Source organism: Rhizobacter sp. (genome assembly GCA_021153565.1).
GTDB lineage: Bacteria > Pseudomonadota > Gammaproteobacteria > Burkholderiales > Burkholderiaceae_C > Albitalea.
The window spans coordinates 1-24,358 of sequence record JAJKJU010000068.1; the positions used below are offsets into that span (position 1 = coordinate 1).

The 24,358-nt window shown below is 62.5% G+C and carries 22 protein-coding genes; 12 read left to right on the forward strand and 10 right to left on the reverse strand.

Features of this window, described 5'->3' with window-relative positions:
* Positions 1-260 precede the first annotated feature (260 nt).
* From AC30NL_RS04335 to AC30NL_RS04355, 5 genes are all read right to left on the reverse strand, one after another.
* Positions 261-401 carry a LuxR C-terminal-related transcriptional regulator gene (locus AC30NL_RS04335; protein WP_489462800.1) on the reverse strand — a complete coding sequence of 47 codons (141 nt, stop codon included), beginning with the start codon at positions 399-401 and terminating at the stop codon, positions 261-263.
* A gap of 83 nt (positions 402-484) precedes the next feature.
* Positions 485-826, reverse strand: a complete 342-nt coding sequence (locus AC30NL_RS04340) for a protein tyrosine phosphatase family protein (protein ID WP_489462782.1) — start codon at positions 824-826, stop codon at positions 485-487.
* Between the two features lie 41 nt (positions 827-867).
* A complete protein-coding gene (locus tag AC30NL_RS04345; RefSeq protein ID WP_489462783.1) occupies positions 868-1,314 on the reverse strand; it encodes a GatB/YqeY domain-containing protein in 447 nt (148 codons plus the stop codon).
* Positions 1,315-1,437: 123 nt separating this feature from the next.
* Positions 1,438-1,650, reverse strand: a complete 213-nt coding sequence (rpsU, locus tag AC30NL_RS04350) for a 30S ribosomal protein S21 (protein WP_124539636.1) — start codon at positions 1,648-1,650, stop codon at positions 1,438-1,440.
* A 154-nt stretch (positions 1,651-1,804) separates the two neighbouring features.
* A complete protein-coding gene (locus AC30NL_RS04355) occupies positions 1,805-3,019 on the reverse strand; it encodes a BaiN/RdsA family NAD(P)/FAD-dependent oxidoreductase (protein WP_489462784.1) in 1,215 nt (404 codons plus the stop codon).
* A gap of 423 nt (positions 3,020-3,442) precedes the next feature.
* On the opposite strand from AC30NL_RS04355, the gene AC30NL_RS04360 reads away from it, so the two are divergent.
* The 3 genes from AC30NL_RS04360 to AC30NL_RS04370 all read left to right on the forward strand — a co-directional run bounded on the left by AC30NL_RS04360 (position 3,443) and on the right by AC30NL_RS04370 (position 7,069).
* Positions 3,443-4,591: a DnaJ C-terminal domain-containing protein gene (locus AC30NL_RS04360; protein ID WP_489462785.1), complete on the forward strand. Its 1,149-nt coding sequence runs from the start codon at positions 3,443-3,445 to the stop codon at positions 4,589-4,591.
* Between the two features lie 653 nt (positions 4,592-5,244).
* Positions 5,245-6,438, forward strand: coding sequence for a DUF3734 domain-containing protein (locus AC30NL_RS04365; RefSeq protein ID WP_489462786.1), 1,194 nt, complete (start codon positions 5,245-5,247; stop codon positions 6,436-6,438).
* 217 nt (positions 6,439-6,655) lie between these two features.
* Positions 6,656-7,069 carry a hypothetical protein gene (locus tag AC30NL_RS04370; protein WP_489462787.1) on the forward strand — a complete coding sequence of 138 codons (414 nt, stop codon included), beginning with the start codon at positions 6,656-6,658 and terminating at the stop codon, positions 7,067-7,069.
* 311 nt (positions 7,070-7,380) lie between these two features.
* On the opposite strand, the gene AC30NL_RS04375 is transcribed toward AC30NL_RS04370, so the two are convergent.
* Positions 7,381-7,938, reverse strand: coding sequence for a DNA-3-methyladenine glycosylase (locus tag AC30NL_RS04375; protein WP_489462801.1), 558 nt, complete (start codon positions 7,936-7,938; stop codon positions 7,381-7,383).
* Positions 7,939-8,296: 358 nt separating this feature from the next.
* Between AC30NL_RS04375 and AC30NL_RS04380 the strand changes: the two genes are divergently transcribed.
* The 3 genes from AC30NL_RS04380 to AC30NL_RS04390 all read left to right on the forward strand — a co-directional run bounded on the left by AC30NL_RS04380 (position 8,297) and on the right by AC30NL_RS04390 (position 13,983).
* A complete protein-coding gene (locus tag AC30NL_RS04380) occupies positions 8,297-11,653 on the forward strand; it encodes a bifunctional diguanylate cyclase/phosphodiesterase (protein ID WP_489462788.1) in 3,357 nt (1,118 codons plus the stop codon).
* 76 nt (positions 11,654-11,729) lie between these two features.
* Positions 11,730-12,578, forward strand: a complete 849-nt coding sequence (locus AC30NL_RS04385) for a glycine-rich domain-containing protein (protein ID WP_489462789.1) — start codon at positions 11,730-11,732, stop codon at positions 12,576-12,578.
* Between the two features lie 388 nt (positions 12,579-12,966).
* On the forward strand, positions 12,967-13,983 hold the full coding sequence (locus tag AC30NL_RS04390; protein WP_489462790.1) for a threonine ammonia-lyase: 1,017 nt from the start codon (positions 12,967-12,969) through the stop codon (positions 13,981-13,983).
* Between the two features lie 208 nt (positions 13,984-14,191).
* Here AC30NL_RS04390 and AC30NL_RS04395 read toward each other — a convergent pair whose 3' ends face one another.
* Both AC30NL_RS04395 and AC30NL_RS04400 read right to left on the reverse strand, forming a co-directional pair.
* The gene (locus AC30NL_RS04395) at positions 14,192-14,968 is read right to left on the reverse strand and encodes a ferredoxin--NADP reductase (protein ID WP_489462791.1); all 777 of its coding nucleotides are present in this window, start codon (positions 14,966-14,968) and stop codon (positions 14,192-14,194) included.
* A 19-nt stretch (positions 14,969-14,987) separates the two neighbouring features.
* Positions 14,988-15,197: a hypothetical protein gene (locus AC30NL_RS04400; RefSeq protein ID WP_489462792.1), complete on the reverse strand. Its 210-nt coding sequence runs from the start codon at positions 15,195-15,197 to the stop codon at positions 14,988-14,990.
* A gap of 351 nt (positions 15,198-15,548) precedes the next feature.
* On the opposite strand from AC30NL_RS04400, the gene AC30NL_RS04405 reads away from it, so the two are divergent.
* Entirely contained in the window at positions 15,549-16,088 is a 540-nt protein-coding gene (locus tag AC30NL_RS04405) for a GNAT family N-acetyltransferase (RefSeq protein ID WP_489462793.1), read from the forward strand.
* A 228-nt stretch (positions 16,089-16,316) separates the two neighbouring features.
* Positions 16,317-16,520: a hypothetical protein gene (locus AC30NL_RS04410; RefSeq protein WP_489462794.1), complete on the forward strand. Its 204-nt coding sequence runs from the start codon at positions 16,317-16,319 to the stop codon at positions 16,518-16,520.
* A gap of 204 nt (positions 16,521-16,724) precedes the next feature.
* On the opposite strand, the gene AC30NL_RS04415 is transcribed toward AC30NL_RS04410, so the two are convergent.
* Together AC30NL_RS04415 and AC30NL_RS04420 are read right to left on the reverse strand one after the other, a co-directional pair.
* On the reverse strand, positions 16,725-17,015 hold the full coding sequence (locus tag AC30NL_RS04415; RefSeq protein WP_489462802.1) for a 2Fe-2S iron-sulfur cluster-binding protein: 291 nt from the start codon (positions 17,013-17,015) through the stop codon (positions 16,725-16,727).
* On the reverse strand, positions 17,015-18,022 hold the full coding sequence (locus tag AC30NL_RS04420) for an extracellular catalytic domain type 1 short-chain-length polyhydroxyalkanoate depolymerase (protein ID WP_489462795.1): 1,008 nt from the start codon (positions 18,020-18,022) through the stop codon (positions 17,015-17,017). The genes AC30NL_RS04415 and AC30NL_RS04420 overlap by 1 nt, the downstream gene beginning before the upstream one ends.
* A 341-nt stretch (positions 18,023-18,363) precedes the next feature.
* Between AC30NL_RS04420 and AC30NL_RS04425 the strand changes: the two genes are divergently transcribed.
* The 4 genes from AC30NL_RS04425 to AC30NL_RS04440 all read left to right on the forward strand — a co-directional run bounded on the left by AC30NL_RS04425 (position 18,364) and on the right by AC30NL_RS04440 (position 23,930).
* Positions 18,364-18,789 carry a hypothetical protein gene (locus AC30NL_RS04425; protein ID WP_489462796.1) on the forward strand — a complete coding sequence of 142 codons (426 nt, stop codon included), beginning with the start codon at positions 18,364-18,366 and terminating at the stop codon, positions 18,787-18,789.
* A gap of 404 nt (positions 18,790-19,193) precedes the next feature.
* Positions 19,194-20,159 (forward strand): hypothetical protein, encoded by a 966-nt coding sequence (locus AC30NL_RS04430; protein ID WP_489462797.1) that lies wholly within the window; start codon positions 19,194-19,196, stop codon positions 20,157-20,159.
* A 2-nt stretch (positions 20,160-20,161) separates the two neighbouring features.
* Positions 20,162-22,564 (forward strand): TonB-dependent receptor, encoded by a 2,403-nt coding sequence (locus tag AC30NL_RS04435; protein WP_489462798.1) that lies wholly within the window; start codon positions 20,162-20,164, stop codon positions 22,562-22,564.
* 10 nt (positions 22,565-22,574) lie between these two features.
* The gene (locus AC30NL_RS04440) at positions 22,575-23,930 is read left to right on the forward strand and encodes a PepSY-associated TM helix domain-containing protein (protein WP_489462799.1); all 1,356 of its coding nucleotides are present in this window, start codon (positions 22,575-22,577) and stop codon (positions 23,928-23,930) included.
* The last annotated feature ends 428 nt before the right edge of the window (positions 23,931-24,358 follow it).

Consider the following 24,358-nt stretch of genomic DNA (forward strand, 5'->3'; position numbering starts at 1 on the left):
AGCGCAGCCATAGCCAGGGCTATGGCGAGCATTTGCAACGACGAGCAGGGGTCTTTTGGCGTGATGAGCGGGCATGATCGAAATACTCTCAGCCTCTGAGGGCCGTGGGCGGTGAATAAAGCCATGGGTTGCCATCACCGCAAGCCCCTCACCCAACCTCTCCCCAGAGAGGAGAGGAGCCAATACAAGACCTTGAAAGGGGTGAGTCCCAAGGCCGCATTGAACCGTGCCGGCAGCGCGCGAGGCAACGGGTCTTTCAGCTACGCGCAGGGCGCCACTGCGATGTTGCGGCAATGCTCGACCTCGCATTTGATGAGTTCGGCTTGGCCATCGAGGTTGAGCTTGCGCTTGATGTCTTGCCGATGTGATTCGACTGTGCGCACGCTCAGGTTGAGCTCCATAGCCGAGCAATGGCTGCGCTTTTTGCCTAGATCAGGCACCTTTTGACGTACTGCTCGGACACGTTCGAAATACTCTCAGCCTCTCAGCCGCCGGTCGCCGCGCGGAAGAGCTTGCCGGACCGCGTGCCGGTGCGGCAGAACGCGACGATGGGCCGGGGCAGGGTGGCGAGGAGTTCGGCAAAGCGCGCGATCTCTTCGGGGCTTTGGTAGCCCGGCGCCACCGGCAGGAAGGCGTAGACGAGGCCTGCCGCTTTGGCGGCGGCCTCTATCTGTGCACTGGTGGGCTGGTCGGGTCCGCCCTCGAAATCGGGGCGGTTGTTGATCACGCTCTTGAAACCGGCGGTGGCGAGCGGCGACATGGCATCGGGGACGAGTTGCGGTGCGACGCTCACGTCCGGGCTCAACGGCTGCACTTGAATGGTCATGCGAACTTCCCCCTTGGCGGACCCTTAGTCGAGTTCGGCGCTTACTTGGACAGCGCTAGTTTTACTGCGGCAGACACGAGGCCCATCTCGGCCTTGCCCGCCAGGCGCGTCTTGACAGCGCCCATTACCTTGCCCATGTCGCCTGGGCCCGATGCACCCAACTCCGCCACGATCGTCGCCACTTCGGCGTTGACTTCGTCGGCACTCAAACGCTTGGGAAGATAGCCCTCAAGTACTTGCAGCTCGGCGGTTTCCTTGTCCACGAGGTCGGTGCGGCCGGCCGTGCCGAACTGCGCGATCGAGTCCTTGCGCTGTTTGATCAGCTTGTCGATGATGCTCACCACAGCGGCGTCATCGAGCGTGACGCGTTCATCGACTTCCTTCTGTTTTAGCGCCGCGAGCAGGCCGCGGATGGTCAGCAGGCGGGCGGAGTCCTTGGCCCGCATCGCCGTTTTCATGTCGTCGGTAATCTGGTCTTTGAGGCTCATGTTCGTCCTTCAGATGTAGAAAAGCCCGCTCGGTGCGGGCTTTCTGGAGGCCTCTGCGGCCGTCAGTCGAGCACCTCGGGGAGATGCTGGGCAGGTGGTGTTGCAGAGGCTTGGTGCCGATGCTCAGTACAGACGCTTGGGCAATTGCATGCTGCGAATGCGCTTGAAGTGACGCTTCACAGCGGCGGCCTTCTTGCGCTTGCGCTCGGCGGTGGGCTTTTCGTAGAACTCGCGGGCACGCAGATCGGTCAGCAGGCCGAGTTTCTCGATGGTGCGCTTGAAGCGGCGCAGTGCCACGTCGAACGGCTCGTTTTCTTTGACGCGAATCGTAGTCATGTATCCAGTAAGTCCTAAAAGTTGCGCTCGGTGTCAGGGTGGGCGCTCGGGCCGGAGGGTCCGGAGTTCCTGCCTTGGCTCGGCCTGATCGCGGCGCGGGTTTGCCAGCAAAGACGGCGATTATAGCCACGAATTCACAGCCAGCAACGAGCCGTTAGTGACTGCTCTGTGAGGGATGCGCGAGCGCCTTCGCGCAGGCGGCAGCGCTGGACCAGGCCCACTGGAAGTTGTAGCCGCCCAGCCAACCGGTCACGTCGACCACTTCGCCGATGAAATACAGGCCCGGGATGTGCTGGCTTTCCATGGACTGGGAGCTCAAACCCCGGGTGTCGACGCCACCGGCGGTGACCTCGGCCTTGCGGTAGCCCTCGGTGCCCGAAGGTGTGATTTCCCAGCGCTTCAGGCCTGAAGCGATCTGCTGGAGGTCGCGATCGCGGACTTCGGGCATCGGCCGTTCGGATAGCGCGGCTTTGTCTGCCAGCCAGGTTTGTGCGAGTCGCCTTGGCAGGATTTCCGCCAATTCGTTACCCAGCTTGCGTCGGGACGAATTCTTTGCTGCGGCCAGTTCCGAAGACAAGTCTTGCGCAGGTACCAAGTCGAGGCGAATGGGCGCGCCGGACTTCCAGAAGGTCGAAATTTGCAGGATGGCGGGGCCGCTCAGTCCGCGGTGGGTGAACAGCAGATCTTCAAGAAATTCACCCCGGGCCTTGCCTTCGCCCACTTCGACGCGGGCTTCGAGCGACAGGCCGGCCAGGTCCACGAAGGGTGCCCAATGCGCTGCGTCGAAGGTGAGCGGCACGAGGGCGGGGCGGGTTTCGATGATGCGATGCCCGAATTGCCGAGCGACCCGGTAGCCGAAATCGCTTGCGCCGATTTTGGGTATCGACAGCCCGCCCGTCGCAATGACGACGCTCTTTGCGCGGACCGGGCCGCGGTTGGTGGCAAGTTCGAAGTCATCGGTCTTGCAAATCTCTTCGACCGTGCAAGGTTGCCAGCGCGTCACACCGCCCACGTCGCATTCGTGCACGAGCATCGAGATGATCTCGTCGCTGCTGTTGTCGCAAAAAAGCTGACCCTTGTGCTTTTCGTGGAATGGGATGCGATGGCGCTGAACGAGCGCGATGAAATCTTGTGCTGTGTATCTGGCGAGCGCCGAGCGGCAGAAATGCGGATTGGAAGAGATGAAATTCGCGGGACCGGCGTCCCGATTGGTGAAGTTGCAGCGCCCACCGCCCGAGATGCGGATCTTCTCGGCGAGCTTTTCAGAGTGATCGACGAGCAGCACCCTGAGGCCGCGTTGTCCGGCTACGCTGGCGCAGAACAGGCCGGCCGCGCCAGCGCCGATGACGACGGCATCGAAAGTTTGCATCGGCCGGATTATCGTGTGGGGCGGCGGGCGGACAATGTCGCGCTCAGATCAGAGGCTGAGAGTATTTCGAGCGTGTCCGAGCAGCATGTCAAAAGGCGCCTGATCTAGTGCAATGTTTCAGGCGGCCTGTGACCAGCGTCACGTCACTGATGCAATCGATCGTTGCCGGACGCTGGTCGCCGCTATCACCGCAGGGCCGAAAGGCTGAGAGTTTTCGATCATGCTCGCTCATCACGCCAAAAAGCCTGCTCGTCGTTGCAAATGCTCGCCATAGCACGAGCTATGGCTGCGCTTTGCACGGACTTCATCAGCGACAGGTCGATCAGCAGAGCACCAGAGAGGCTCCATAATTGCTGCAACGCAGCATAGTCATCTGGCTGCGCTCATGCTTGCGCAAGCACAGCGCCTAAACAGGACAAAGTCGTGGAACTGGACATCGACACCGCGTTCGCCGAGCTAGGTTTGACCCCCGACGCGACAGAACTCGAGGTCAAAGCGGCATGGCGCCGCTTGGTCTCGCGTTGGCATCCTGACCGCAACGACAGTGCTGCGGCCGTCGCCAAGATGCAGCGCATCAACCGCGCCATCGAGGCGATTCGCCAAGCCGGCTTGCGCCAGCCCGGCCCGTCGGCCAGTGGGGGCGACACCCATCCTGGGCGGCCGGAGGAACCGCGGCGCAGTGGCGATGACGAGCGTGGCGACGCTCACTTCGATGGTGCCGAGGAGGCGAGTTCAAGTGAGCCTGATGACGCCGCGACGGCTGATCGGAAGGCATCCGAACCGCCAGCTCGGACCATCAACCGCAGGGTCAGGCTGACACTTGAAGAGGCCGCCTTCGGATGCACCAAGGTATTGCGAGGAAAGATCGTGCAGTCTTGTTCGGACTGCGAGGGGGTCGGATACCGTGTGCTGGGCGGGCATTGCCGACAGTGTCACGGGTCAGGCGCGATTCGCGAGCACTCCTGGTTCGGCTGGATTGCTAGGCAGACTGAGTGCGAAGCCTGTCATGGCAGCGGCATCGCGAGGCAGCTCTGCAGTTCCTGTACCGGTACGGGGAAGGCTTCAACTCAGCGATACAAGGTGACGGTGCGGTTGCCACACGGCGTGCGCGATGGCGATCTGCTCAGCGTAGACAGCCGCCCACGCAAGCCAGGCTCGCCGCCCGGCGACCTGAGTATCCGCGTCGAGGTGCAAAAGCACGATCTATTCAAGCTCGACCAGGATGGGACTTTGCTGTGCAATGTTCCGGCGGACGGATTCGCATGGATCGCAAACCGGTCTATCGACGTGCCCACTCTCGACGGCTTGCAGACGATTCAACTGCAACGCGACCAACTCAGCTATAGGCTGAAGGGCCAGGGCTTTCCAGTCGAGCGCCGAGGCCCCCGGGGCGATCAGATGATCACCATCTCGCCGATATTTCCGAAACGCATGAGCACGGACCAGCAGATCCTGCTGGATCAGTTGATCGCCACCACGTCCGGTCCCGATGCAACGCACTCGGACGAGAGTCTTCGCAGATGGAATCAGGACCTGCGCGCCAGGAGACAGCGTGGGCGACGTCGCAGCTGACGGCTTTTCGGTGGCCTGTTTCTACAGTCGCCGTCATTGGATACGACCTCTTGCGTTTGTGCCACGCGCTGTTTGCGGTCCTTGCAGCCGCAGCCCATGTAGCAAATGCCACGGAGATCCGTGTTGCTCACGCGCTCTCCGACGATTCGCACGTAGGGCGGGCGCTGGTGAAAGCCGCTGATCGGCTGCGTCGGGTGGACTGCGATCCTGGAGAGCGCTGGCGAATTTCATATCGGCTCGAAAAGGTGATTGCACCCGTCGCCGAAAATGCGGGTCTGCCACTATGGATCGAAACGACCACCGAACTGTCCAGGCTGCGATTGGTGACGAAGTGACGGTGGCGAAAGTCCCGAATCACGTTGGCATCGTCCTGCGCTCGCCCGGCGCACGACCGTGAGCTAAGGATTTGGCCCGGAATGAGTTCCCGTTTTGGGGGCGCTGGGCGGGCGCGCTGCGGCGTTGCTCCTCCTTGTGTGGCTCGCCACACGGCGCTCGGAGCGCCTTGCATTGCATGCCGCCCAGCGCCCCCAAAACGGGAACTTATTCCGGGCCAAATCCTAACGGGGGCCCGCACAATCACGGCGCACCGTGCCAGACCCCATTTGTGCACGCTCGGACCACCGTCACTCCCGACATTCCAGAAAGGACCCGCCATGCAGCGTGCGCGAGAGACTTCGCCGCGAAAGGCCGAACAGAACAAGCTGCCGTTCCAGACGGTCGCGCTGGTGTTGCAAGGAGGTGGTGCGCTTGGGGCGTATCAGGCTGGCGTGTACGAGGGCCTTGCGGATGCCGGCATCGAGCCGAACTGGATCGCGGGCATCTCCATCGGCGCGCTCAACACCGCGTTGATCGCCGGCAACCCGCCCGAGACGCGGGTGCAGAAGTTGCGCCAATTCTGGGAGACGATCTGCCGGCCGGCCTTTTCGTTTCCGCCTGCTGACTTCATGCAGGCGATCGTGGAGCAGGCAGGGCCGTCAGCACGCAAGGCATTCGGGGCTTTTGAGGCCTGGCGCGCCGTGGTCGAGGGGCAGCGCGCCTTCTTCGTGCCTCGCGGACTCACGCCATGGCTCGGCGGCAAGCAAGGGGTGACCCAGGCCAGCTTCTACGACACGGCGGTACTCAAGTCCACCCTTGAACGGTTGGTCGATTTCGATCGCATTAACGAAGGTGACATGCGCGTGTCGGTGGGCGCGGTCAACGTCCGCACAGGGAATTTCTCGTATTTCGACAACCACAACGGCCATGGGCACAGGGCCTTGCGGGCCGAGCATTTCATGGCCTCGGGTGCGTTGCCGCCGGCCTTTCCCGCAGTGGAAATCGATGGCGAGTTCTATTGGGACGGCGGGCTCGTGTCGAATACGCCGCTCAGCCATGTGCTCGCTGCCGCGCCGCGCCGCAACACGATCGCGTTCCAGGTCGACTTGTGGAGCGCCATCGGTCGGCTGCCCGACAACGTCTACGACGTGCAGGAACGGCAAAAGGACATCCAGTATTCGAGTCGCACCCGCGCCGTCACCACGACCATGGCGCAATCGCAGCACTATCGCCGGCTACTTCGAGAGGTGCTCGATCATGTTCCGGCAGACGTGCTCGAGAACGACCCCTGGTGCCGTCGTGCACAGGAACTGGCTTGCGAAAGGCAGTACAGCGTCATTCACCTCATCTATCAAGACAAGGAGTGGGAAGGTCTGTCCAAGGACTACGAGTTCAGCCCGATCACCATGCACGAGCATTGGAAAAGCGGCTTGGTGGACATCCAGCGCACGCTGGCGCATGAATCGTGGCTGGACCTTCCGCCGGATGGTCAGGAATTCGTGACCCACGATCACCATCGCAACCGTTTGTAGGGCCGCGCCGTTGGTGTGGCCCCGCGCAGGCGGGGGGTAAATTTTGCCGCCCGGGCAGGCGCAACAAATCCAAGGAATCCCGTTGTCCGTGAACCACTCGGATGTAACGAAAGGCACGACTGTGCCAAATAGGGCCATCCATTCAGGGGAGGCGCCGTGGAAGCAGATGACTGATCGGGGTACGCTGACCTTGTCCTTGAGTTTGGGAGGCAACATCATGAGCATATTGGGTGAAATTCATGCAAGCCTTGATGCCATCGGGGTAGAGCAGCAGGTCTGTGTGTTTGCATTTCTGATGAGCTATCCACTCGCGTTGGGGGGCTTGCTCGATTGGCGGGGGCGACACATCGCGGCAGGTGTATCGGTGGCTTCGGTGGCGGGTTTCGCGTTTTTCACCGACCCGTGGTTTCACGCGGTGGTGCTCGTCGTGCTCGCAGTCGGCGCGACTGGCGTGTTCATCGCCGCGGTGTATGTCGTCGATCGACTGGCACGGAACTTCGCTTTCAGCGGCTTGCCGATCAAAGAAGTCGAATTCGTCGACGACGTAGGCCTTCCTGAACCGGCATTGCCGGAACCCGAACCAGGGCGACATCGTCTGCCGATCGTTGCCATCGTGTCCGTCAAGCACTGACTGCCCTCGCGCACCTCTTCTGAACAACCTGACGAGCGTCAGGTCGCCGATCTTTCGCATCGGCACATTGAAAGTCTCGCGCCGCTCGGCTGGCATTGGCTCCCTCGTGCAGCGTTTCACGCTATGCGGAACTTAATAAGACCGACGGATTTGGCCGCGTGGCTTGGCGCAAACCGCAGCGATACCCGTGGTATCGCGAGGATTTGCAACGACGTCATGAGGCCAAAGACGCGGTCTTATGTTCCACATAGCGTGAAACACTGCACTAGTACTGCACACGTTTGATTGCGCGGCCCTCATGGTCGCGCAACTCATTTGAAAGGGCGGCTCAGATAGGCCGATCCCGCCAACCCGAACCTCCAGGGTAAGTCGATGGCTTTGGAGATGCCGATGCGCGGGCCGCTGATCGACTTGACGCGCTTGTCCGGTGCGATCAGTTCGAACGGTGGCCGATCGAGCCGCAGACCGTCGTGGTCCCTGGTGATTCCAAGCGCTTGGCACAAGCGACCAGGCCCCGCGCAAAGCAGGCGCTCGTCCTCGATCCCGCGTCGCTCTCGCATCGTGGGAATTTCTATCAAGGGTTCGATGGCGCGGATGAGCACTCCTGCGCCATGCCCCGCTTCGCGGCAGACGAAGTTGAGGCACCAGTGGATGCCGTACGACCTGTACACGTAGGCGTGGCCGGGCGGGCCGAACATCGTCGCGTTGCGCGGCGTCGGTCCTGGGTAGCTGTGAGAGGCAGGGTCTTCCCTGTCATAGGCCTCGGTTTCAACGATGCGTCCGCCGACACCGTCAACGAGAACGACAGTGCCGATGAGTTGCCGAGCGACGGCGGCAGAGTCAGCTGAGAAATCGATCACGAGAGTCATGTCAACGGATGCGCTGGCGGACAAGTCATGGAAAGCCTTGTAAGGCAAGTTCGGACATGGGGTATGTCGGGGCGCTGACTATTCGTTCCGGGGCCGCTTCTCTACATTCGTTTCCATCGACTTCGGACATCAGTGTCGGGCGTGTCGGAGTCGTCGGGTGTCCTGCGTCACCCATTGTCGCTACCCAACAAATCGCCTCAGAGCGTTGCAGCGTTTCGTTCCATGCAGGCTTGAGTGAAGTACCGCGTTCGTGGCGTGCATCCGCCGCGAACGCGGCCAGGTTCCGCCGCTGCGACGCGGTCGGGACCGCCAGTCATCGGCGAGCCCGCCCATAAGGCCCGCCGATAGGGAGCGGGCAATGGTCTCGAGCAAGAGATGGGAATCGGGGAAATTTTCCCTGCCGCTGGTGGTTTTCACCGCAGGCGCGGCGCTGTCGATCGCACTTGGGTTGGCGGCCCGCCAGGAAACCACCCGTGGTGCCCAGGCGCGTTTCGACGCGATCGCCACCGACGCGGCACGCAAAGTGGAAGGACGCTTCGACGACTACCTCGCAGTCCTGATCGGATTGCGTGCGCGATTCAACACTTCCGAAACGGTCACCCGAAGCGAATTCAGGGACTATGTCGCCGGCCTGAACCTCGCAAGAAGCTACCCCGGCTTTCAGCTTGTCAATTACGCACCTTATGTTGATGCTGCGGACAAGCGCCGCTTCGAGGAACAGGTTCGCCGCGATCCAGACCTCGATGCAGCCAGCGCAGCAAACTTCTCGATTCAACCGCCCGGCGAGCGTGCCGGCTATTACCCGCTGACCTTCATCGAGCCGTTGAAGGGCAACGAGAAACTGATAGGCAAGGATCTGGGCGCAATGCCCAACAGGGGTAATGCGCTGGAGCAGGCGCGAGATACCGGCGGATTTGTCTCATCCGGTCGCAAGATTCATATAAACGGGCGGAATTCCGAAATCGCACTTGCCGTCCGGTTGCCGGTGTATCACCCGCACATGCCGATCGACACCGTGCAACAGCGACGCGCTGCCTACATCGGGTCTGTAGGCGCAGGTTTCAGTGTTGCCGACATGATGCGCAACGTGATCGCCGACAACACTGCGCTCCGGTTGCGCCTGATCGATGCAGGCCCCAACCCGGACGCGATCGGATCTCGCATCGAAAGCAGGTTCGTGACACCGAGGTCGCCGGTCGATCGCCAGCTCTTGTTCGACAACGCCCCCGTGCCCGCTTCCGCTGCCTCGCAGTCTGCAGGCGCAGCATCCGCCGCGACTCCCAAGCCCGCCGCGCGCTTCGAGCGCACGCTCGGTTTCGACCTGGGCGGCCATGCCTGGCTGGTCGAGGTTGGTGTAGACCAGAGCGAACTCATCGGGCGGATCGAGAAAGACGCTCCATGGCTCATCGTCTTCTGCGGCATTGCAATCAGCACCTTGCTTGCAGGCATTGTTTATTCGCTCAACACCTCGCGCGAGCGCGCCGAAGAACTTGCGCTGTCCATGACGCGTGACCTGCGAACCAGCCAGCAGCAGCTGGACGAGGCGCAACACATCGCCAGCGTTGGCAGTTGGTTGGTGGACGCGAGAACCGGTCAACTGCAATGCTCTGACGAGACGCTTCGCATATTTGGCTTTCCGAAAGGGGAGCAGGTCGATGTTGCAGCGCTGATGACTCGCATACCAGAACATGAGCGGGTCGAGGTCAGGAGGAACATCGATCATGCGAGAGCCTCGCATCAGCGCGTTGAATTCGAGCACACCATCAATCTCCCGAACGGCGCCCAACGCTGGGTGCAGGTCATCGCGCAGGTTGTGGAAGAGGACGGAAGAACCGGCCTTCGCGGCATCCTCCGTGATGACACGTATCGACACAAGGCAGCGATGCGCATGCGGCTCGAACACGAAGTTGCTCAACTGCTCGTCAGCGACGGCGAGAGCGAAGCAGTGATCTCCCGTGTACTCGCGGCCGTCTGCTCCCATATCGGCTGGGACTGCGGCGTGTTCTGGGCCGTGCGCGAAAGCCGCATGGTGTGTTGTAACGCCACGTGGCATGCAGGCGGCAACCCGGTGCTGGACCAATTCATCCGCATCAGCCGTACGCTGACGTACAGGCCCGACGAGGGCTCGCTCGGCCGTGCCTGGGTGAGAGGCGAAGTGGAGATCGTCAATACGGCATCGGCCACCGACCACTTCACGCGCGATGCCTTGGCGGCTCAGGCCGGCCTGGCAACGGGACTCATCGTGCCCTCGATCACGGGCGGAACGCCAACGGTGATGGAACTCTTCAGCCAGAGGCACAGCGAGATCGATGCCGACACGATGGAATCGTTGCGCGCGATCTCGCTTCAGTTGTCACAGTACGAGCAGCGCAAACAGGCCGAGCAAGCTTTGCGCTACGTGGCAAGCCACGACGCGCTCACTGGCTTGTCTAACCGCACGACCTTGAAGCGCGAACTCACGCGGGCCATGAAACGCAGCGATCGGTATCGCAAGCGCTTCGCGGTGATGTTCGTCGACCTCGACCACTTCAAGCGCATCAACGACACGCTAGGGCACGGCGTGGGTGATGCACTGCTCAAGGCCTGTGCCGATCGGCTCGCCGGCGTGCTGCGCGAGGAAGATGCGGTCGCGCGCTTTGGCGGCGATGAATTCGTACTGGTGGTCGAGAATTTGTCGCAGGCGAGCGATGCGGCGCTGGTGGCCGACAAGGTGCTGGCCTCCTGCGCAGAGCCTTTCATCATCGATGGGCGCGAGCTTCATGTCAGCGCGAGCATCGGTGTGAGCATGTTCCCCGAGGACGGTGCCGACGGCGAAGCCCTGCTCAAGAACGCAGACACCGCCATGTACCGCGCCAAGGACAAAGGCCGCGGCGGCTACGAGTTCTATGCGGCCCAGATGAACGCGCAGGGCACCGAACGCCTCATGCTAGAGAGCGGGCTGCGTCGCGCCCTGGACCGCGGCGAGCTCGAAATGCACTACCAGCCGAAGATGGACCTGCGCTCGCAGCGCGTCGTCGGCGTGGAGGCGCTGATGCGTTGGCGCCATCCGGTGCTGGGCCTGGTGTCGCCAGCGCAATTCATCCCCATTGCTGAAGAAACCGGCTTGATCATCCCCATGGGGATGTGGGCATTGCGCACGGCGTGCGCCCATGCACGCGAATGGCAGCAGCGTGGGCTCCCCGCGGTGCAGATGAGCGTGAACCTTTCTGTGCGCCAGTTCGCAAGCCCGACGCTGATCGACGACATCGCCGGGGTTCTCGACAAGACTGGATTGAATCCGGAGCTGCTCGAACTCGAGATCACCGAGAGCGTGATGATGAGGAACCCCGAGACCGCTGCGGAGCTGCTCGAGCAGCTTCGAAAGCTGGGGGTAGGCCTGGCCATCGATGACTTCGGTACGGGCTATTCGTCGCTGTCTTACCTCAAGCGCTTCCCCTTCACAACGGTGAAGATTGATCGCTCCTTCGTCAAGGATTTGTCGCAGGACCGCGATGCGGAGGCCCTGACCGACGGCATCGTGACCCTGGCGCACGGCCTTCGCATGAAAGTGGTGGCTGAGGGCGTGGAGACGGTGGAGCAACTCAACTATTTGCGCAGCCACGGCTGCGACGAGATTCAAGGCTACTGGCTGTGCAAGCCCGTAACCGCCGATGACGTGTGCGCCTTCATGGCTCGACACCTTCGGACCTTGTTCGCCGCGCCGGTGGCCGCGTAAGCGGCGCCGGGTGCGGTGACTCGCGATCCCTGGGGCGGTCGCCCCAGGGGCATTTCAATTCTCATTCGGAGTTTCCATGACTATTTCGACAAACAACAGATCGTTGGCGCAGACGATCGCTGCCATTGAGTCGATGGACTTGAGCATGATCAAGTTCAAGGCCACGCGCAAGGAAGATGGATACGGCTGGTCTGCCGAGTACGCGGACAAGATGGAAGTCGCCTACAAGCGCTACCTGATCCTGCACGCGAAGTACCCGGAGATGACACTCGCACCCGAGCAGGACATCGATCGCTTCTGGCACATGCATATTCTCGACACGAGGAAGTATGCGGCCGACTGCGAGGCGACCTTCGGGCACTTTCTGCATCATTTCCCCTATCTCGGGCTACGCGGCGAGGCGGACGCCGAGGCACTGCAAGCGGCTTTCTTGAAGATGCAGCACCTGTATGCACAGGAGTTCGGCGAGGCGATGCCTTCGCTCCAGCACGATGCATCAAGGCGTGCGATCAAGCCGAGACAGGCGGCGTTCTGCTCCATCGAGCCGAGCCAGGCCTCGGCGGCGTTCTGCTCGATCGAACCAAGCCAGGCGGCGGCGGCGTTCTGCTCGATCGAACCAAGCCAGGCGGCGGCTGCGTTTTGCTCGATCGAACCAAGCCAGGCGGCGGCGTTCTGCTCGATCGAACCAAGCCAGGCGGCGGCGGCGTTCTGCTCGATCGAACCAAGCCAGGCGGCGGCGGCGTTCTGCTCGATCGAACCAAGCCAGGCGGCGGCTGCGTTTTGCTCGATCGAACCGAGCCAGGCGGCGGCTGCGTTCTGCTCGATCGAACCAAGCCAGGCGGCGGCTGCGTTCTGCTCGATCGAACCGAGCCAGGCTTCGGCTGCGTTCTTCTCCGTCGAACCGATTGCCCGGGGACGGCAGTAGCCGCGCTCAGTCAGGCTATCGTTATGGCCGATTGCCCCAATGGCTGAGTGGATCTTCCTTGGGGCTCGTTGACGGGCACGTTATGTCCCTGCGGAGCTCGTCGGATTGACGGCGCTTCTTTAGTGCCGTTGATCGACGAGTCGGCACTATGATGTCAACGTGAAACTCACATTTGCCAGGCCGCCAGTCACTCCTCACCCAAGCGCATTGCACGTTTGGGTGAGGCGAGTGACCGCACTTGGCTGGCATGACGTTTCCTGCAACTTTCTATCCATTCGAATTCGCCAGGATCGTTGAGCTACGGCGTCGCCGGTGCTCAGCGGTCCCGAGTCTTCTCGCGCGCTGCATGGCGCATCACGTGAATCTCGACATTCGAATGGAGAACCCCATGTCTTTCGTCGTTGCGGACACCGAGGTGTCCGCCTACCCGACTCTCGATCAAATCCATTACACCGCCGAGCGCCTTGCCGGCAAAGTGCTTGAAACCCCCGTGTGGCGCTGGCGCACCGGCATCGTCGAACGGGCGCTGAGCCCGGACACCGAGGTCTGGCTCAAGCTCGAACTCTTTCAGCGCACAGGCACATTCAAACTGCGCGGCGCCCTCAACGGCATCTCGGCGCTGGACGCCGGCGCCCTGTCGCGCGGCGTGGTAGCCGCGAGCGCGGGCAACCACGCCGTGGCGGTTGCCTACGCTGCAAAAGCAGCCGGCACCCACGCCAAGCTCTTTATGCCGCGCCACGCGAGCCCAGCCCGAATTGCGGCTTGCCAAGCGGACGGCGCAGAAGTTTTTCTCACCAACACCGTGCACGAAGCCTTTGCGCTAGCGCTGCGGCTGGTCGAGGAGGAACGCCGCACGATGATCCACCCGTTCGACGGGCCGCGGACGGCCGAGGGCACGGCCACCGTCGGGCTGGAGCTCATGCGGCAAGTGCCCAATCTTGATGCGGTCGTCGTGCCCGTGGGCGGTGGCGGACTGTGCGCGGGCATCGCGGCGGCGGTGAAGCAGATCAATCCGAGCTGCCTCGTCTTCGGCATCGAGCCCTTCGGGGCAGATGCGATGTACCGCAGCTTCCGAGCCGGCGAGCCCACGAAGCTGCAGAGCATCGACACCGCGGCCGATAGCCTGGGCGCCCCTTACACCCTGCCGTACAGCTACGGCGTGTGCCGCCGCTTCGTCGACGACATCGTGCGGGTGTGGGACGAAGAAATTTTCCGCGGCATGCATCATCTGTTCCGCGACATGAAGCTTGTGGCGGAACCGGCGGCAGCCGCGGCGATTGCTGCGCTGCTCGGGCCCTTGAGGGCACGACTTGATGGGAAGAATGTGGCGCTGATCATGTGCGGATCGAACATCGATGCGCAACGGTTCAGCGAATTGGTGGCAAAGGGTGCGGAGGCGGCCTGAAGAGGCTGAGAGTATTTCGATCATGCCCGCTCATCACGCCAAAAGACCCCTGCTCGTCGTTGCAAATGCTCGCCATAGCACGGGCTATGGCTGCGCTTTGCGCCTGGATCAGGCGCCTTTTGACATGCTGCTCGGGCACGCTCGAAAAACTCTCAGCCTCTGATTTCGCCGGGTGGGCACGCTGCGCTTTGCCCACCCTATCGAAGATTCACTTCTCGACGAAGGCACGCTCGATCACGTAGTCGCCTTGCTCGCCTTGCCGCGGGCTGATGTGGAATCCGCGGCCATCGAGCAGCTTGCAGGTGTCCTTCAGCATGGCCTCGCTGCCGCAGATCATCACGCGGTCCACCGCGGGATCGATTTGCGGCAATCCAATGTCGGCCGACAGCTTGCCCGAATCGATCAGGTCGGTCAGCCGCCCCATGTTGCGGAACTGCTCGCGCGTCACGGTGGGGTAGTAAATGAGCTTGTCACGCAGCATCTCGCCCAGGAACTCATGCTCGGGCAGTTGATGCTGGAAGAAGTCGGCGTAGGCCAGTTCGTCGACCTGCCGCACGCCGTGAACCAGAACGACCTTCTCGAATCGCTCGTAGGTTTCCGGATCTTGAATGATGCTGATGAAGGGCGCGAGGCCTGTGCCGGTGGACAGCAGATACAGGTTCTTGCCCGGACGCAGGTCGTCGAGCACCAATGTGCCCACGGGCTTGCGGCCGACGATGACTTCGTCGCCAGGCTTCAGGTGCTGCAGCCGCGAAGTCAGCGGACCGTTCTCGACCTTGATGCTGAAGAACTCGAGGTGCTCGTCGTGGTTGGCACTGGCGACGCTGTAAGCGCGCAAGAGAGGCTTGCCATCGACCGGCAGGCCGATCATCACGAAGTGGCCGTTGCGAAAGCGCAGGGCGTGGTCGCGGGTGGTGCGGAACGAAAAGAGCGTGTCGTTCCAGTGGTGCACGTGGAGGACGCGTTCGGTGCCGAGGTTTGCCATGATCGGTGAAAGTGGTCAGTCAGGTTGTCAAGGGCGGGGACAAAGCCTCGCCGGCAATCGCAAAGGAGACGGGCGGATCCTGCTGTTCGGAAGCCTCCCGTGCCATCTCTCGCAGATACGCCTTCGGACAAATTGTGCATCCGGGGCCGTCGGTGAACACGAGCTTCAGGCCCTTGTCGCCCACGAGGCGAATGTTGTCGCGCCGGATGTCGGGTGTACTTTGGTCCAAACGCTTGCCAGGCGTCGCTGCAGGTCGCAGCTGGCGCAGCGATCGTATCAAATGAAGGGGTTGCGCCAGTCCCGGCCGCGCAGCTTCGCGATTTCCCTCCCAACGGCCGCGACTCAGAGGCTGAGAGTATTTCGATCATGCCCGCTCATCACGCCAAAAGCCCCCTGCTCGTCGTTGCAAATGCTCGCCATAGCCTCGCCATAGCCAAGCTATGGCTGCGCTTTGCGCCTAGATCAGGCGCCTTTTGACGTGCTGCTCGGACACGTTCGAAATACTCTCAGCCTCTCAGCGAGCATTGACTTTTTTTCCGGCCCCACGAAGGCCTTCCAGAGAACCCAAGGAGCAAACCACATGACGATCACGATCAGACGGGCCAACCCCAAGGACGCCGCTGCGTACGCGCGATTCATGAGTCACCCCGAAGTGTATGCAGGCCTCATGCAACTGCCCTTTACCGATGAAGACGTCTGGCGTTCGAAACTTGCCGACGGTTGTGGACCTGGCAAGACAGACTTGCTGTTGGCCGCTGAACTGAATGGCGAGGTCGTGGGCTCCGCAGGGCTTCATCCAGTCGGCTTGGCATTGCGCCGGCGACACGCGCTGACGCTGGGCATTTCGGTCGCACCGCAGGCGCAAGGCCAAGGCCTCGGAACGGCACTGATGGAAGCCATGTGCAACTACGCCGACAACTGGATCGGCGCGCTGCGCATCGAGCTCACGGTGTACACCGACAATGAGCGTGCCCTCGCCCTGTACCGGAAGTTCGGTTTCGAAATTGAAGGCACCTTCAAAGGATATGCAATGCGAAATGGCCAGTACGCCGATTCGCACTCGATGGCGCGCTTCCACCCCAATCCGCCGCGGATCTATTCCGGGGCCGTGATGGCATGAGGCACCGTGCGCAAGCTCGTCTTCGCAGCGCTGGCGGTATGGGGGCTGGCCGGTCCGCGTTCGCGCAGGTGTCGGTCAGCATCCCGAGTTCCGACCATGCACCACAAGGAGGTCGCAGGCGTCCACGTGAAGCCTTTCGCAATCGCCTCGGATTGCTTGAGAGATGGTCTCAAAACGCTTGACGTGGCGAGCGTCAGTCGTACACGATGCGCGCATCAAGGGGGTTTCATGCTCACTGGACGGATCGCCCGAATCACTGCTGCCGCGATCGTGCTCGTCGCGGTGGCGAGCGCAGCATTCCGTGTCTTCACTGCCCCGGAGCGGATCGCAAAGCGGCGTGCGGCGGATGCCCAGGTGTGTGCCGCGAGCGGCGGGTCCATGGCGAAGGCCGGGAACAACGATCGTTGCGTGAAATCAACTGACTCGCGTTGATTTCGTAGTGAAGGCGGGCATCGACTGGACCGAGCGTGCCCGTCAGAGGCTGAGAGTCTTTCGAGCGTGTCCGAGCAGCGCGCCAAAAGGCACCTGATCTAGGCGCAAAGCGCAGCCATAGCCCGGGCTATGGCGAGCATCTGCAACGACGAGCAGGGGTCTTTTGGCGTGATGAGCGGGCACGCTCGAAAGACACTCAGCCTCTCAGTCGGCGCCGAAAGAGCGGACCACGAGATCGGACGCGGGGTAGGCCACGCACGGCAGAAAGTAACCCGCTGCCTTTTCGTCGGCGCTGAGCCCGGGCCATTCGATGCGGTACATGACACGGCCCTCGCCGAGCCGGGCGATGCAGGCGCGGCAGGTGCCGTTGCGGCACGAGCTGGTCAGCACGACGCCAGCACGTTGGGCTGATGCAAGCAATGTGTCGGAAGCGGACGCTTTGAAGGCCACGTTGGACCCTGGCAGCAGCACCTGAAATCGTTCGTTGAGTTCCATCACGCGCGAAATTGCTTTGCCACGAACGACCACACCATGCGCGACGCATCGGGGCCCTGGACGTCGCCGAAGGGCTGCGATGCAGCGCCGCCGCTCCATGCGTGGCCCAGTTGGCCGACCTGCACCAGGGTGGCCGCGGCGCTGCCTTTGCGTTTGAATTCGGTCACCGTCATGGGGTAGCGCTTGCCGCGCTGCACTTGACGTTCCTTGCCCGCGAGTGCGCCTGCCGCCTGCGCCCAGGTGTGTGCGGCAGCATGGCCGTTGTGCGCGGAGACTACGCGATCCACGCCACCGTGGATCACCATCAGTGGGGGCCACGCAGCTCCGATCTCGACGGGTGCAGCCACGAGCGGTCTCGTCGGACGAAGCCCGTGCATTGCGCCTACTGCCGACATCGGCGAATGCGCCGTGCCGGGCGGAATGCCCGAATGCATCACCACCGCTTTGAAGCGCTCCGGATGCCGCGTGACCAGCAGCGCCGCCATGCTCGCACCGGCAGACAAGCCGGCCACGGCAATCCGCGTCCGGTCAGCCAAGTACAGCATGCACACCTGGTCGATGGCCGCCATGATGAGTGCCGCTTCGCCATAGGCGCGGCCGGTGTGTGTATCGAACCAATTCCAGCATCCTTGCGCATTGGCCAATCGGTCTTGCTCGGGATAGAGGACGAGGAAACGTTCGCGCGCCGCGATGCGGTTCATGCGCGTGCTGGTGGCGAAACTCTTCGCGTCTTGACCGCAGCCGTGAAGCATGACCATGAGAGGAAGCTTCTCGCCGAACTTGATGGCCGGCGGTCGATACAAGCGATAGCGGCGCATGCCCGCCGGGCCGATGGCCACGCCGACGAGCCAATCGCCCGCGCCCGGCGGTGGACTGCGATGTTTTGCGGCGGCGGCGACGGCACGCTCCACGGCGTTCGTGCTCGCCCGCATCGTCTCGCGCGAGAAGGCCGTGAAGCTGCGTTCGAAAGACTTTGCCCACGCATTCGTGCGCAATCGTTTTGCCATTTGAGGCATTTTGCCCTGGGGCACTTCAAGCCCGGCACGCAAAGCCCTTCGTAGGGTGGGAACGCTTCGCCCTGCCGACGCCACCGACGCCGGTGAGCCGAGAGGCTGAGAGCATTTCGATCATGCCCGCTCATCACGCCAAAGGCCCCCTGCTCGTCGTTGCAAATGCTCGCCGTAGCACGAGCTATGGCTGCGCTTTGCGCCTAAATCCGGCGCCTTTTGACGTGCTGCTTGGACACGCTCGAAATACTCTCAGCCGCTGATTCCGGGTACTCCGCTTTGCCGCGGTTCGAATGCTTTTCGCACGCTGCATTGCCAACCCGCACTGGCACAATGCACCTATGTTCCGCCGTACTTGGTCCTCGCGCTTTGCCTTATGGGCCGCCGTCTGTGCATTGGTCCTGAAGGCAGCGGTGCCCATGTTTGCGGCAGGGGCCGCGCAGATGCGCGGCGTGCCGGTCGCCGAGGTGTGCACGGTCTATGGCGTGGCCCTGCCTGGAGCGTCTTCCGGCGAGCATGCCCACCATCATCACGACGAGCACTCCGGTCACGAAGACCACAGCTCGCATGTGGCTGCGCAGCACAGCGGTGACCACTGCGCTCTGACGGCGTTGGCGGCATTGGCCGTTGCGGACAGCGCCATGCCTGCGTTCTCGTCCGGGTTGGCCGCACCACCCGACGTCGTCGTCGATTCCGGCGTCGCGTTCCGCGATGCAAGTGCCGCGTGGGCGGCACGGCTCAAACACGGGCCTCCCCACCTCGCCTGATCTTCGCGCCGTCGATCGACTGAGGGCTGAGAGTTTTTCTTGGCGACTTCAAAGGCCCGTTCGCACCGAGCTTGTATTTCCGATCGCCCTGCGCCCTTCAAGCTCAAGACAGGCTTGTCGAAGGGAGTGCCCCTCACGCCCGGGGCAAGGCTTCAACAGGCTCAGCCGGAACGGGGGTGGGGCGCACGCGGAGAAAACTCTCAGTCTCTGATTCGAAACAGTCGGCTCGCGCGTGCTGCCTGCGCTCCTGCGCGGGCCCCTCAAGACATTTTCCGAACACAGACTGATCGACCCCGGTCGACGCACCTGCGAGCGTTGACCCGCTGCGCCTTCCCAAGGAACGCGCAGGGCTTTGTGCCGCGCCTGCATATGGGCGGCGAGTCGCGACTTCAAAGAAACAAATCATGAACAATTCCATGTTGAAACTGACGATTGCCGGCGCTTTGGCGGCAATGACGACTGCCGCCTCCGCTTCGTGCGGCTCCGCGTTCTGCACGCTGATGACCGATCGCTACGCGCAAGGCACGGGTGAGGCTCACCTCGGCTGGAGCGTCGATCTGCGCATCGAGTCCGTGTCGCAGTCGCGCCTGCTCAGTGGCACAAGCAGTATCAATGCGAGCCAGGTGACTGGTGAAGACGCCATCGAGCGTCATACCAGGAATCTCAACGTCGTGACGACGCTGGGCTATGGGTTCGATGAGAACTGGTCGGTGTCGGTGCGAATCCCTGTCGTCAAGCGAGACCATCTTCACGACCTGATCGACGACACCACCGGCCTTCCATCGACCTCTGAGCAATGGCGCTTTACCAAGCTGGGCGATGTGCAGGTTCTCGCACGCCGGCAAGCACTCTCCGATGACGTGAAGACCGCCTTTGCCTGGTTCGGCGGATTGAAGCTGCCCACCGGATCGACCAAGGTCGTCAACGCAGACGGAAGCCGAGCGGAGCGTGCGCTTCAGCCCGGCACGGGCACGACGGATGCCGTGATCGGCATAGCGGGGCGGCGCGCCGTCGGGATGAATGACGCGCTGATCGGGCAGGTCAGTGTCAGTGCCGCGTTGAACAAGCAGGAGGAATTCCGGCCCGGCACAAGAGTCGAAGCGTCGGTGGGCTGGTCTCATGCCTACTCGCAGGGGCTGGGTGCAGTGCTGCAACTCAATGTGCGCCACCGCGGACACGACAGCGGCGATCAAGCCGAGCCCGGCAACAGCGGCTCGACGACCATCGACCTGAGCCCAGGCGTGACCTTTGGTTTGGGCCAAAGCTCGACGCTCTACGGGTACGTCCAGTTGCCGCTTTACCAGAAGGTGACCGGCATCCAACTGGTGCCGCGCACTTCGATCGCTGTGGGCTGGACGCGGGACTTCTGAGCATGACAGAGGGATGCTTCATGATGTTCCGATTTCCGTCGCGCCCCACGGCGTTGACCCTTGCCGGCCTTGCTGCCTGTTGCGCTTCATTCGCGCAGGGGGTCGCCACCGACACCGAGCTCGCACCAGTGATCGTCACCGGGCAACGCGCGGGGCTGCCCGCCAACATTGCCGGTACCACGGCCAGCAAGACCGCCGAGGACCTGCGCGAGCAGAACCTTTTCAATCCTGAGGACGCCTTGCAGTACACGCCCAACACGACGGTACGCAAGCGCTACATCGGCGACCGCAACGCCGTCGTGGGTGGCCGCAGCTTCGGTGCGCTGCAGCCGTCGCGCGCACTCGTGTACCTCGACGGCTACCTCATCAGCAACTTTCTCGGGCGCTTCGACGCGCCGCGCTGGAACATGATCTCGCCCGAGGCGATCGAGCGGGTGGACGTGATCTACGGGCCGTACTCGGCGATTTACCCAGGCAACTCGATAGGTACCACGATCGCGGTGAGGCAGCGTGCGCCGAAGGACTTCGAAGTCTCCGGGCGCGTCATCGGCTACCGCCAGCAGTTCGATCAGTACGGCCACAGCGACCACTTCGACGGCAACCAGGTGTCGCTTCATCTCGGGCAGCGGCTGGCCAGCGGCCTGTGGTTCAGCGGCGATGTGAATCACCAGAACTCCACCTCGCAGCCGATGCAGTACTACACGGTGTCCGCCGACGCGGCGGGTGCGTTTCCGGGCGTTGGGACCCTCGTGTCCGGCGTGCCGACTCCGGTTGCGGGTGTGGTGTACGACACTGACCCGAAGGGTCTGCGTCGCGCGGCTTTCGGTGCGAGTGGCGGTGCGATCGATCACACGGTGCAAGACACGCTGAACCTGCGCATGGGCTATCGATTCACGCCCTCGCTGGAGGCCAGCGCGATGGCGAGCTGGTGGACGAACGACACAAGCAACCGAAACAGCACCTTTCTCGCTGATGCAAGCGGCGCCCCGGTGTCTCAGGGTTCACCCGTCATTGTCAGCAATGGCGGCACCACCAGCACACGCAGCCTCATCTCGAACGACGGCAACGTCTTTGAACTGCCGAGCGTGGCCTTTGCTCCATCGACGCGCATGGAGCTTCATCGGCAGCTCGGCTTGACGCTCAAGACCCGCAACGACAAAGGATGGAACGCGTCGGTGGTGGTGTCGGACTATCGAATTCAGAGCGATGTAGCGCGCCAGGCCAACAACCCGGATCCAATCGCGGCAAGCGGTGGTGCCGGCAGCGTGACCCGTCGCAATGGCACCGGCTGGAACACCTTTGAAGTGCAGGGCGCTTGGACACCCTCGGCCGGTGACTGGACGGGCGGGCGCCATGCATTGGCCATTGGCTTGCATCGCAATGCCTACACCCTTGACAACACGGTGGCGAACGCGAGCGACTGGCGACAGACGGAGACCGGGCTGTCGCAGTTCTACCGCGGCAAGACCGAGGTCACGGCCTTGTACGCGCAGGACGCATGGCGCTTGCGCGACGATCTCAAGCTCACGCTCGGCCTGCGCGAAGAGCAGTACCGCACGTTCGACGGCAGCCAGTATGGCGGCGGCTCGACGGTGGACTATCCGAGCCGCAGCCTGCACGGCCATTCACCAAAGGCGGCGCTGGCTTGGAATGCCGCTGACGATCTGCTGCTGAAGCTCAACGTCGGGCGCGGAGTGCGTTTTCCCAATGTGGAGGAGCTTTACAACGGCACTTTCACGCCGACGTCGCAAACGCTATCCGATCCAGACCTGAAGGCCGAGACATCCAATGCGCTCGAACTCAGCGCGGAGAAGGACTGGGACCGCCATCGCGTGCGCGTTTCGTTGTTTCACGATGACGTGCGTGATGCCATCTTGCGCCAGTCGACCACCGATGCGTCGGCGTGCAAGACAACAGGCACCACCGCGACCACCTATACCTGCGTGCAAAACGTCGATCGAGTCAAGACGAGCGGCATCGAGTTCGTCTGGCAGGCGATGGATCTGTTCGTCAAGGGCTTGACCCTCGATGCCAACGCTGCATTCACCCGCGCCAAGGTGGCAGCCAATGCACGCGACCCTCAATCGGTGGGCAAGTGGTGGCTGCGCTTGCCGCGCACGAGAGGCAACGTGCTTGTCGCCTACCGTCCGAACGATCGCTGGATGGGCAGCGTCGGGTGGCGGCACGAAGGCCGTGGCTGGAACGACACATACAACCTCGACGTGAATCCGGATGTGTTTGGCGGCGTCTCCAGACTCGACGTCATCGATCTGCGCACCAGCTACAAGGTTTCCGATCAGGTCGAGCTGGCTGTCGGCTTGAACAACGCCAACAACGCGCATGCCTACCAGTTTCATCCATACCCGGGGCGCACGCTGTTCGCGGAACTGCGCTTCGCGCGATGAGGGAGATGCCATGACAAGCACTTTTGCGAAACCTCCCGCACGGGCGGCCTTGAACCGGCTTTTCTGGCGCGTGCATTTCTGGGCCGGACTCATCAGCGCCCCCATCGTGCTGTTCGCCGCCGCAACGGGGTTGCTCTATGTCCTCACGCCGCAGATCGAAGCTTGGCGCCATGCGGACGTGGATCGGGTGGCCATTGGCGCTGTCGTGCAGCCCTTGGATGCTCAGGTGGCTGCCGTGCAGTCAGCGTTCCCTGATCAGGCCGTGCGCTTCGTCGTGCCGGCCGATGGCAGCGGCGTCACGACGCAGGTCTACCTCGCTGCCGCGCACGCCCACCACGACATGGGCAAAGCCGCGAAGACGGGCGATCACGATCACGGTCTGCCCAACGGAAGCATCGTCTATGTCGATCCCTACTCGGCGAAGGTGGTGGGCAGCCTGCACGAGATGCAGCGTGTGAAGACCTGGGCCAAGAAGCTGCACTCCAGCGCGCTGCAGGGCGACGCATGGCGATGGCTGCTCGAACTCGGCGCGAGCTGGATGCTGGTGATGTTCGCCACCGGCCTGGCGATGTGGTGGCCGCGCTCACAAGCCTCGGGCGGGCCGGGCTGGCGCGCACTCGTTCCCCGTCTTGGCAAGGGGCGGCAGACTTGGCGTGACTTGCACGCTACCGTCGCACTTGCCCTCGGCCTGGTACTCGCCGTCGTGCTGGTGACCGGCCTGACATGGTCCAAGCACAGCGGAGAGAATTTTCGATTGGCACAAGAGGCGCTCGATCAGGACACACCAAAAGCACCGAAGGATCTGCGATCGACCGTGCTTGACGGCCGAGAGCGTCTGTCATGGCAAGCCATTCATGAACTTGCGAAGGCGGCATCTCCCAGCGTCGCCATTCAGATCACCTCGCCGCGCAGCCGCGATGGCGCATGGCGGGTGGACAACTTCGATCGCAGCCAGCCGATGAAGCGCTTCACGCTTGTGATGGACGCCTACTCGGGGCAGACCTTGTTCTACAGCGGATGGGATCGCCTGCCGCTGCTTGCGCAAGCCACGGCGCTCGGCATTCCCTTTCATCGCGGTGAGTTCGGCGTGTGGAATCAAGTGCTGTTGGCGCTGGCCGCCCTGGCAGCGATGTTCTCGGTGATTTCCGGCTTCGCGATGTGGTGGCTGCGCCGACCGAAGGGCAAAGTGGCGGCACCGTCGCTCACGCGAGACCATGTGCGAGAGGTACCGATATGGTTGTGGGCGGTGGCCGTCGCACTGGCGTTGGCATTGCCTGTCTTTGGGTGGAGCCTGCTCGCGTTCTGTTCCATCGAGGCGATCCGCATCGTGACAGAGGAGGGGAGGGACCGGATGTCCGTGGGTTGAGTCGATGGATGTCGGCGAAAGCGCGTCTTCCTCGATTCACTCGGTGTCCTGTTCGAGGTGACTTGCGGGCCGTTGGTGGATTGCGATGCTCGACATCGGCAGAACACTCTGCTCCAGATTGACATGACATTGGCGGCAAGCGGGCGCCTCAGTTGCAGTGGTACATGGGGGGGGCCGACGCTTCATGTGCGAAGTTCACGGCTGCGTGCTCTTCGTTTCAGCGAGACTTGTCGCCGATCACAGCGCGGCAATGTGATCCAGGAGAGTGCGCGGATGCAATCTCCCATCAATCAATAAGCATATTCGAAGGGCAATGCATGAATTTTCGCTTCGTCAGAAGAATCTGTGGGCGAGTTTTGGCTCGGGAAGCTTGCCGAGCACGTGATACAGGGAGAGTTCGGCGATTTGGAAGGTCCGATAGCCGTATG

Coding starts and splice junctions, on each gene's coding strand:
- AC30NL_RS04335 (WP_489462800.1), bottom strand. CDS start 401: ATGGAGCTCAACCTGAGCGTGCGCACAGTCGAATCACATCGGCAAGAC.
- AC30NL_RS04340 (WP_489462782.1), bottom strand. CDS start 826: ATGACCATTCAAGTGCAGCCGTTGAGCCCGGACGTGAGCGTCGCACCG.
- AC30NL_RS04345 (WP_489462783.1), bottom strand. CDS start 1,314: ATGAGCCTCAAAGACCAGATTACCGACGACATGAAAACGGCGATGCGG.
- rpsU (WP_124539636.1), bottom strand. CDS start 1,650: ATGACTACGATTCGCGTCAAAGAAAACGAGCCGTTCGACGTGGCACTG.
- AC30NL_RS04355 (WP_489462784.1), bottom strand. CDS start 3,019: ATGCAAACTTTCGATGCCGTCGTCATCGGCGCTGGCGCGGCCGGCCTG.
- AC30NL_RS04365 (WP_489462786.1), top strand. CDS start 5,245: ATGCAGCGTGCGCGAGAGACTTCGCCGCGAAAGGCCGAACAGAACAAG.
- AC30NL_RS04370 (WP_489462787.1), top strand. CDS start 6,656: ATGAGCATATTGGGTGAAATTCATGCAAGCCTTGATGCCATCGGGGTA.
- AC30NL_RS04375 (WP_489462801.1), bottom strand. CDS start 7,938: ATGACTCTCGTGATCGATTTCTCAGCTGACTCTGCCGCCGTCGCTCGG.
- AC30NL_RS04380 (WP_489462788.1), top strand. CDS start 8,297: ATGGTCTCGAGCAAGAGATGGGAATCGGGGAAATTTTCCCTGCCGCTG.
- AC30NL_RS04385 (WP_489462789.1), top strand. CDS start 11,730: ATGACTATTTCGACAAACAACAGATCGTTGGCGCAGACGATCGCTGCC.
- AC30NL_RS04390 (WP_489462790.1), top strand. CDS start 12,967: ATGTCTTTCGTCGTTGCGGACACCGAGGTGTCCGCCTACCCGACTCTC.
- AC30NL_RS04395 (WP_489462791.1), bottom strand. CDS start 14,968: ATGGCAAACCTCGGCACCGAACGCGTCCTCCACGTGCACCACTGGAAC.
- AC30NL_RS04405 (WP_489462793.1), top strand. CDS start 15,549: ATGACGATCACGATCAGACGGGCCAACCCCAAGGACGCCGCTGCGTAC.
- AC30NL_RS04410 (WP_489462794.1), top strand. CDS start 16,317: ATGCTCACTGGACGGATCGCCCGAATCACTGCTGCCGCGATCGTGCTC.
- AC30NL_RS04415 (WP_489462802.1), bottom strand. CDS start 17,015: ATGGAACTCAACGAACGATTTCAGGTGCTGCTGCCAGGGTCCAACGTG.
- AC30NL_RS04420 (WP_489462795.1), bottom strand. CDS start 18,022: ATGGCAAAACGATTGCGCACGAATGCGTGGGCAAAGTCTTTCGAACGC.
- AC30NL_RS04425 (WP_489462796.1), top strand. CDS start 18,364: ATGTTCCGCCGTACTTGGTCCTCGCGCTTTGCCTTATGGGCCGCCGTC.
- AC30NL_RS04430 (WP_489462797.1), top strand. CDS start 19,194: ATGAACAATTCCATGTTGAAACTGACGATTGCCGGCGCTTTGGCGGCA.
- AC30NL_RS04435 (WP_489462798.1), top strand. CDS start 20,162: ATGACAGAGGGATGCTTCATGATGTTCCGATTTCCGTCGCGCCCCACG.
- AC30NL_RS04440 (WP_489462799.1), top strand. CDS start 22,575: ATGACAAGCACTTTTGCGAAACCTCCCGCACGGGCGGCCTTGAACCGG.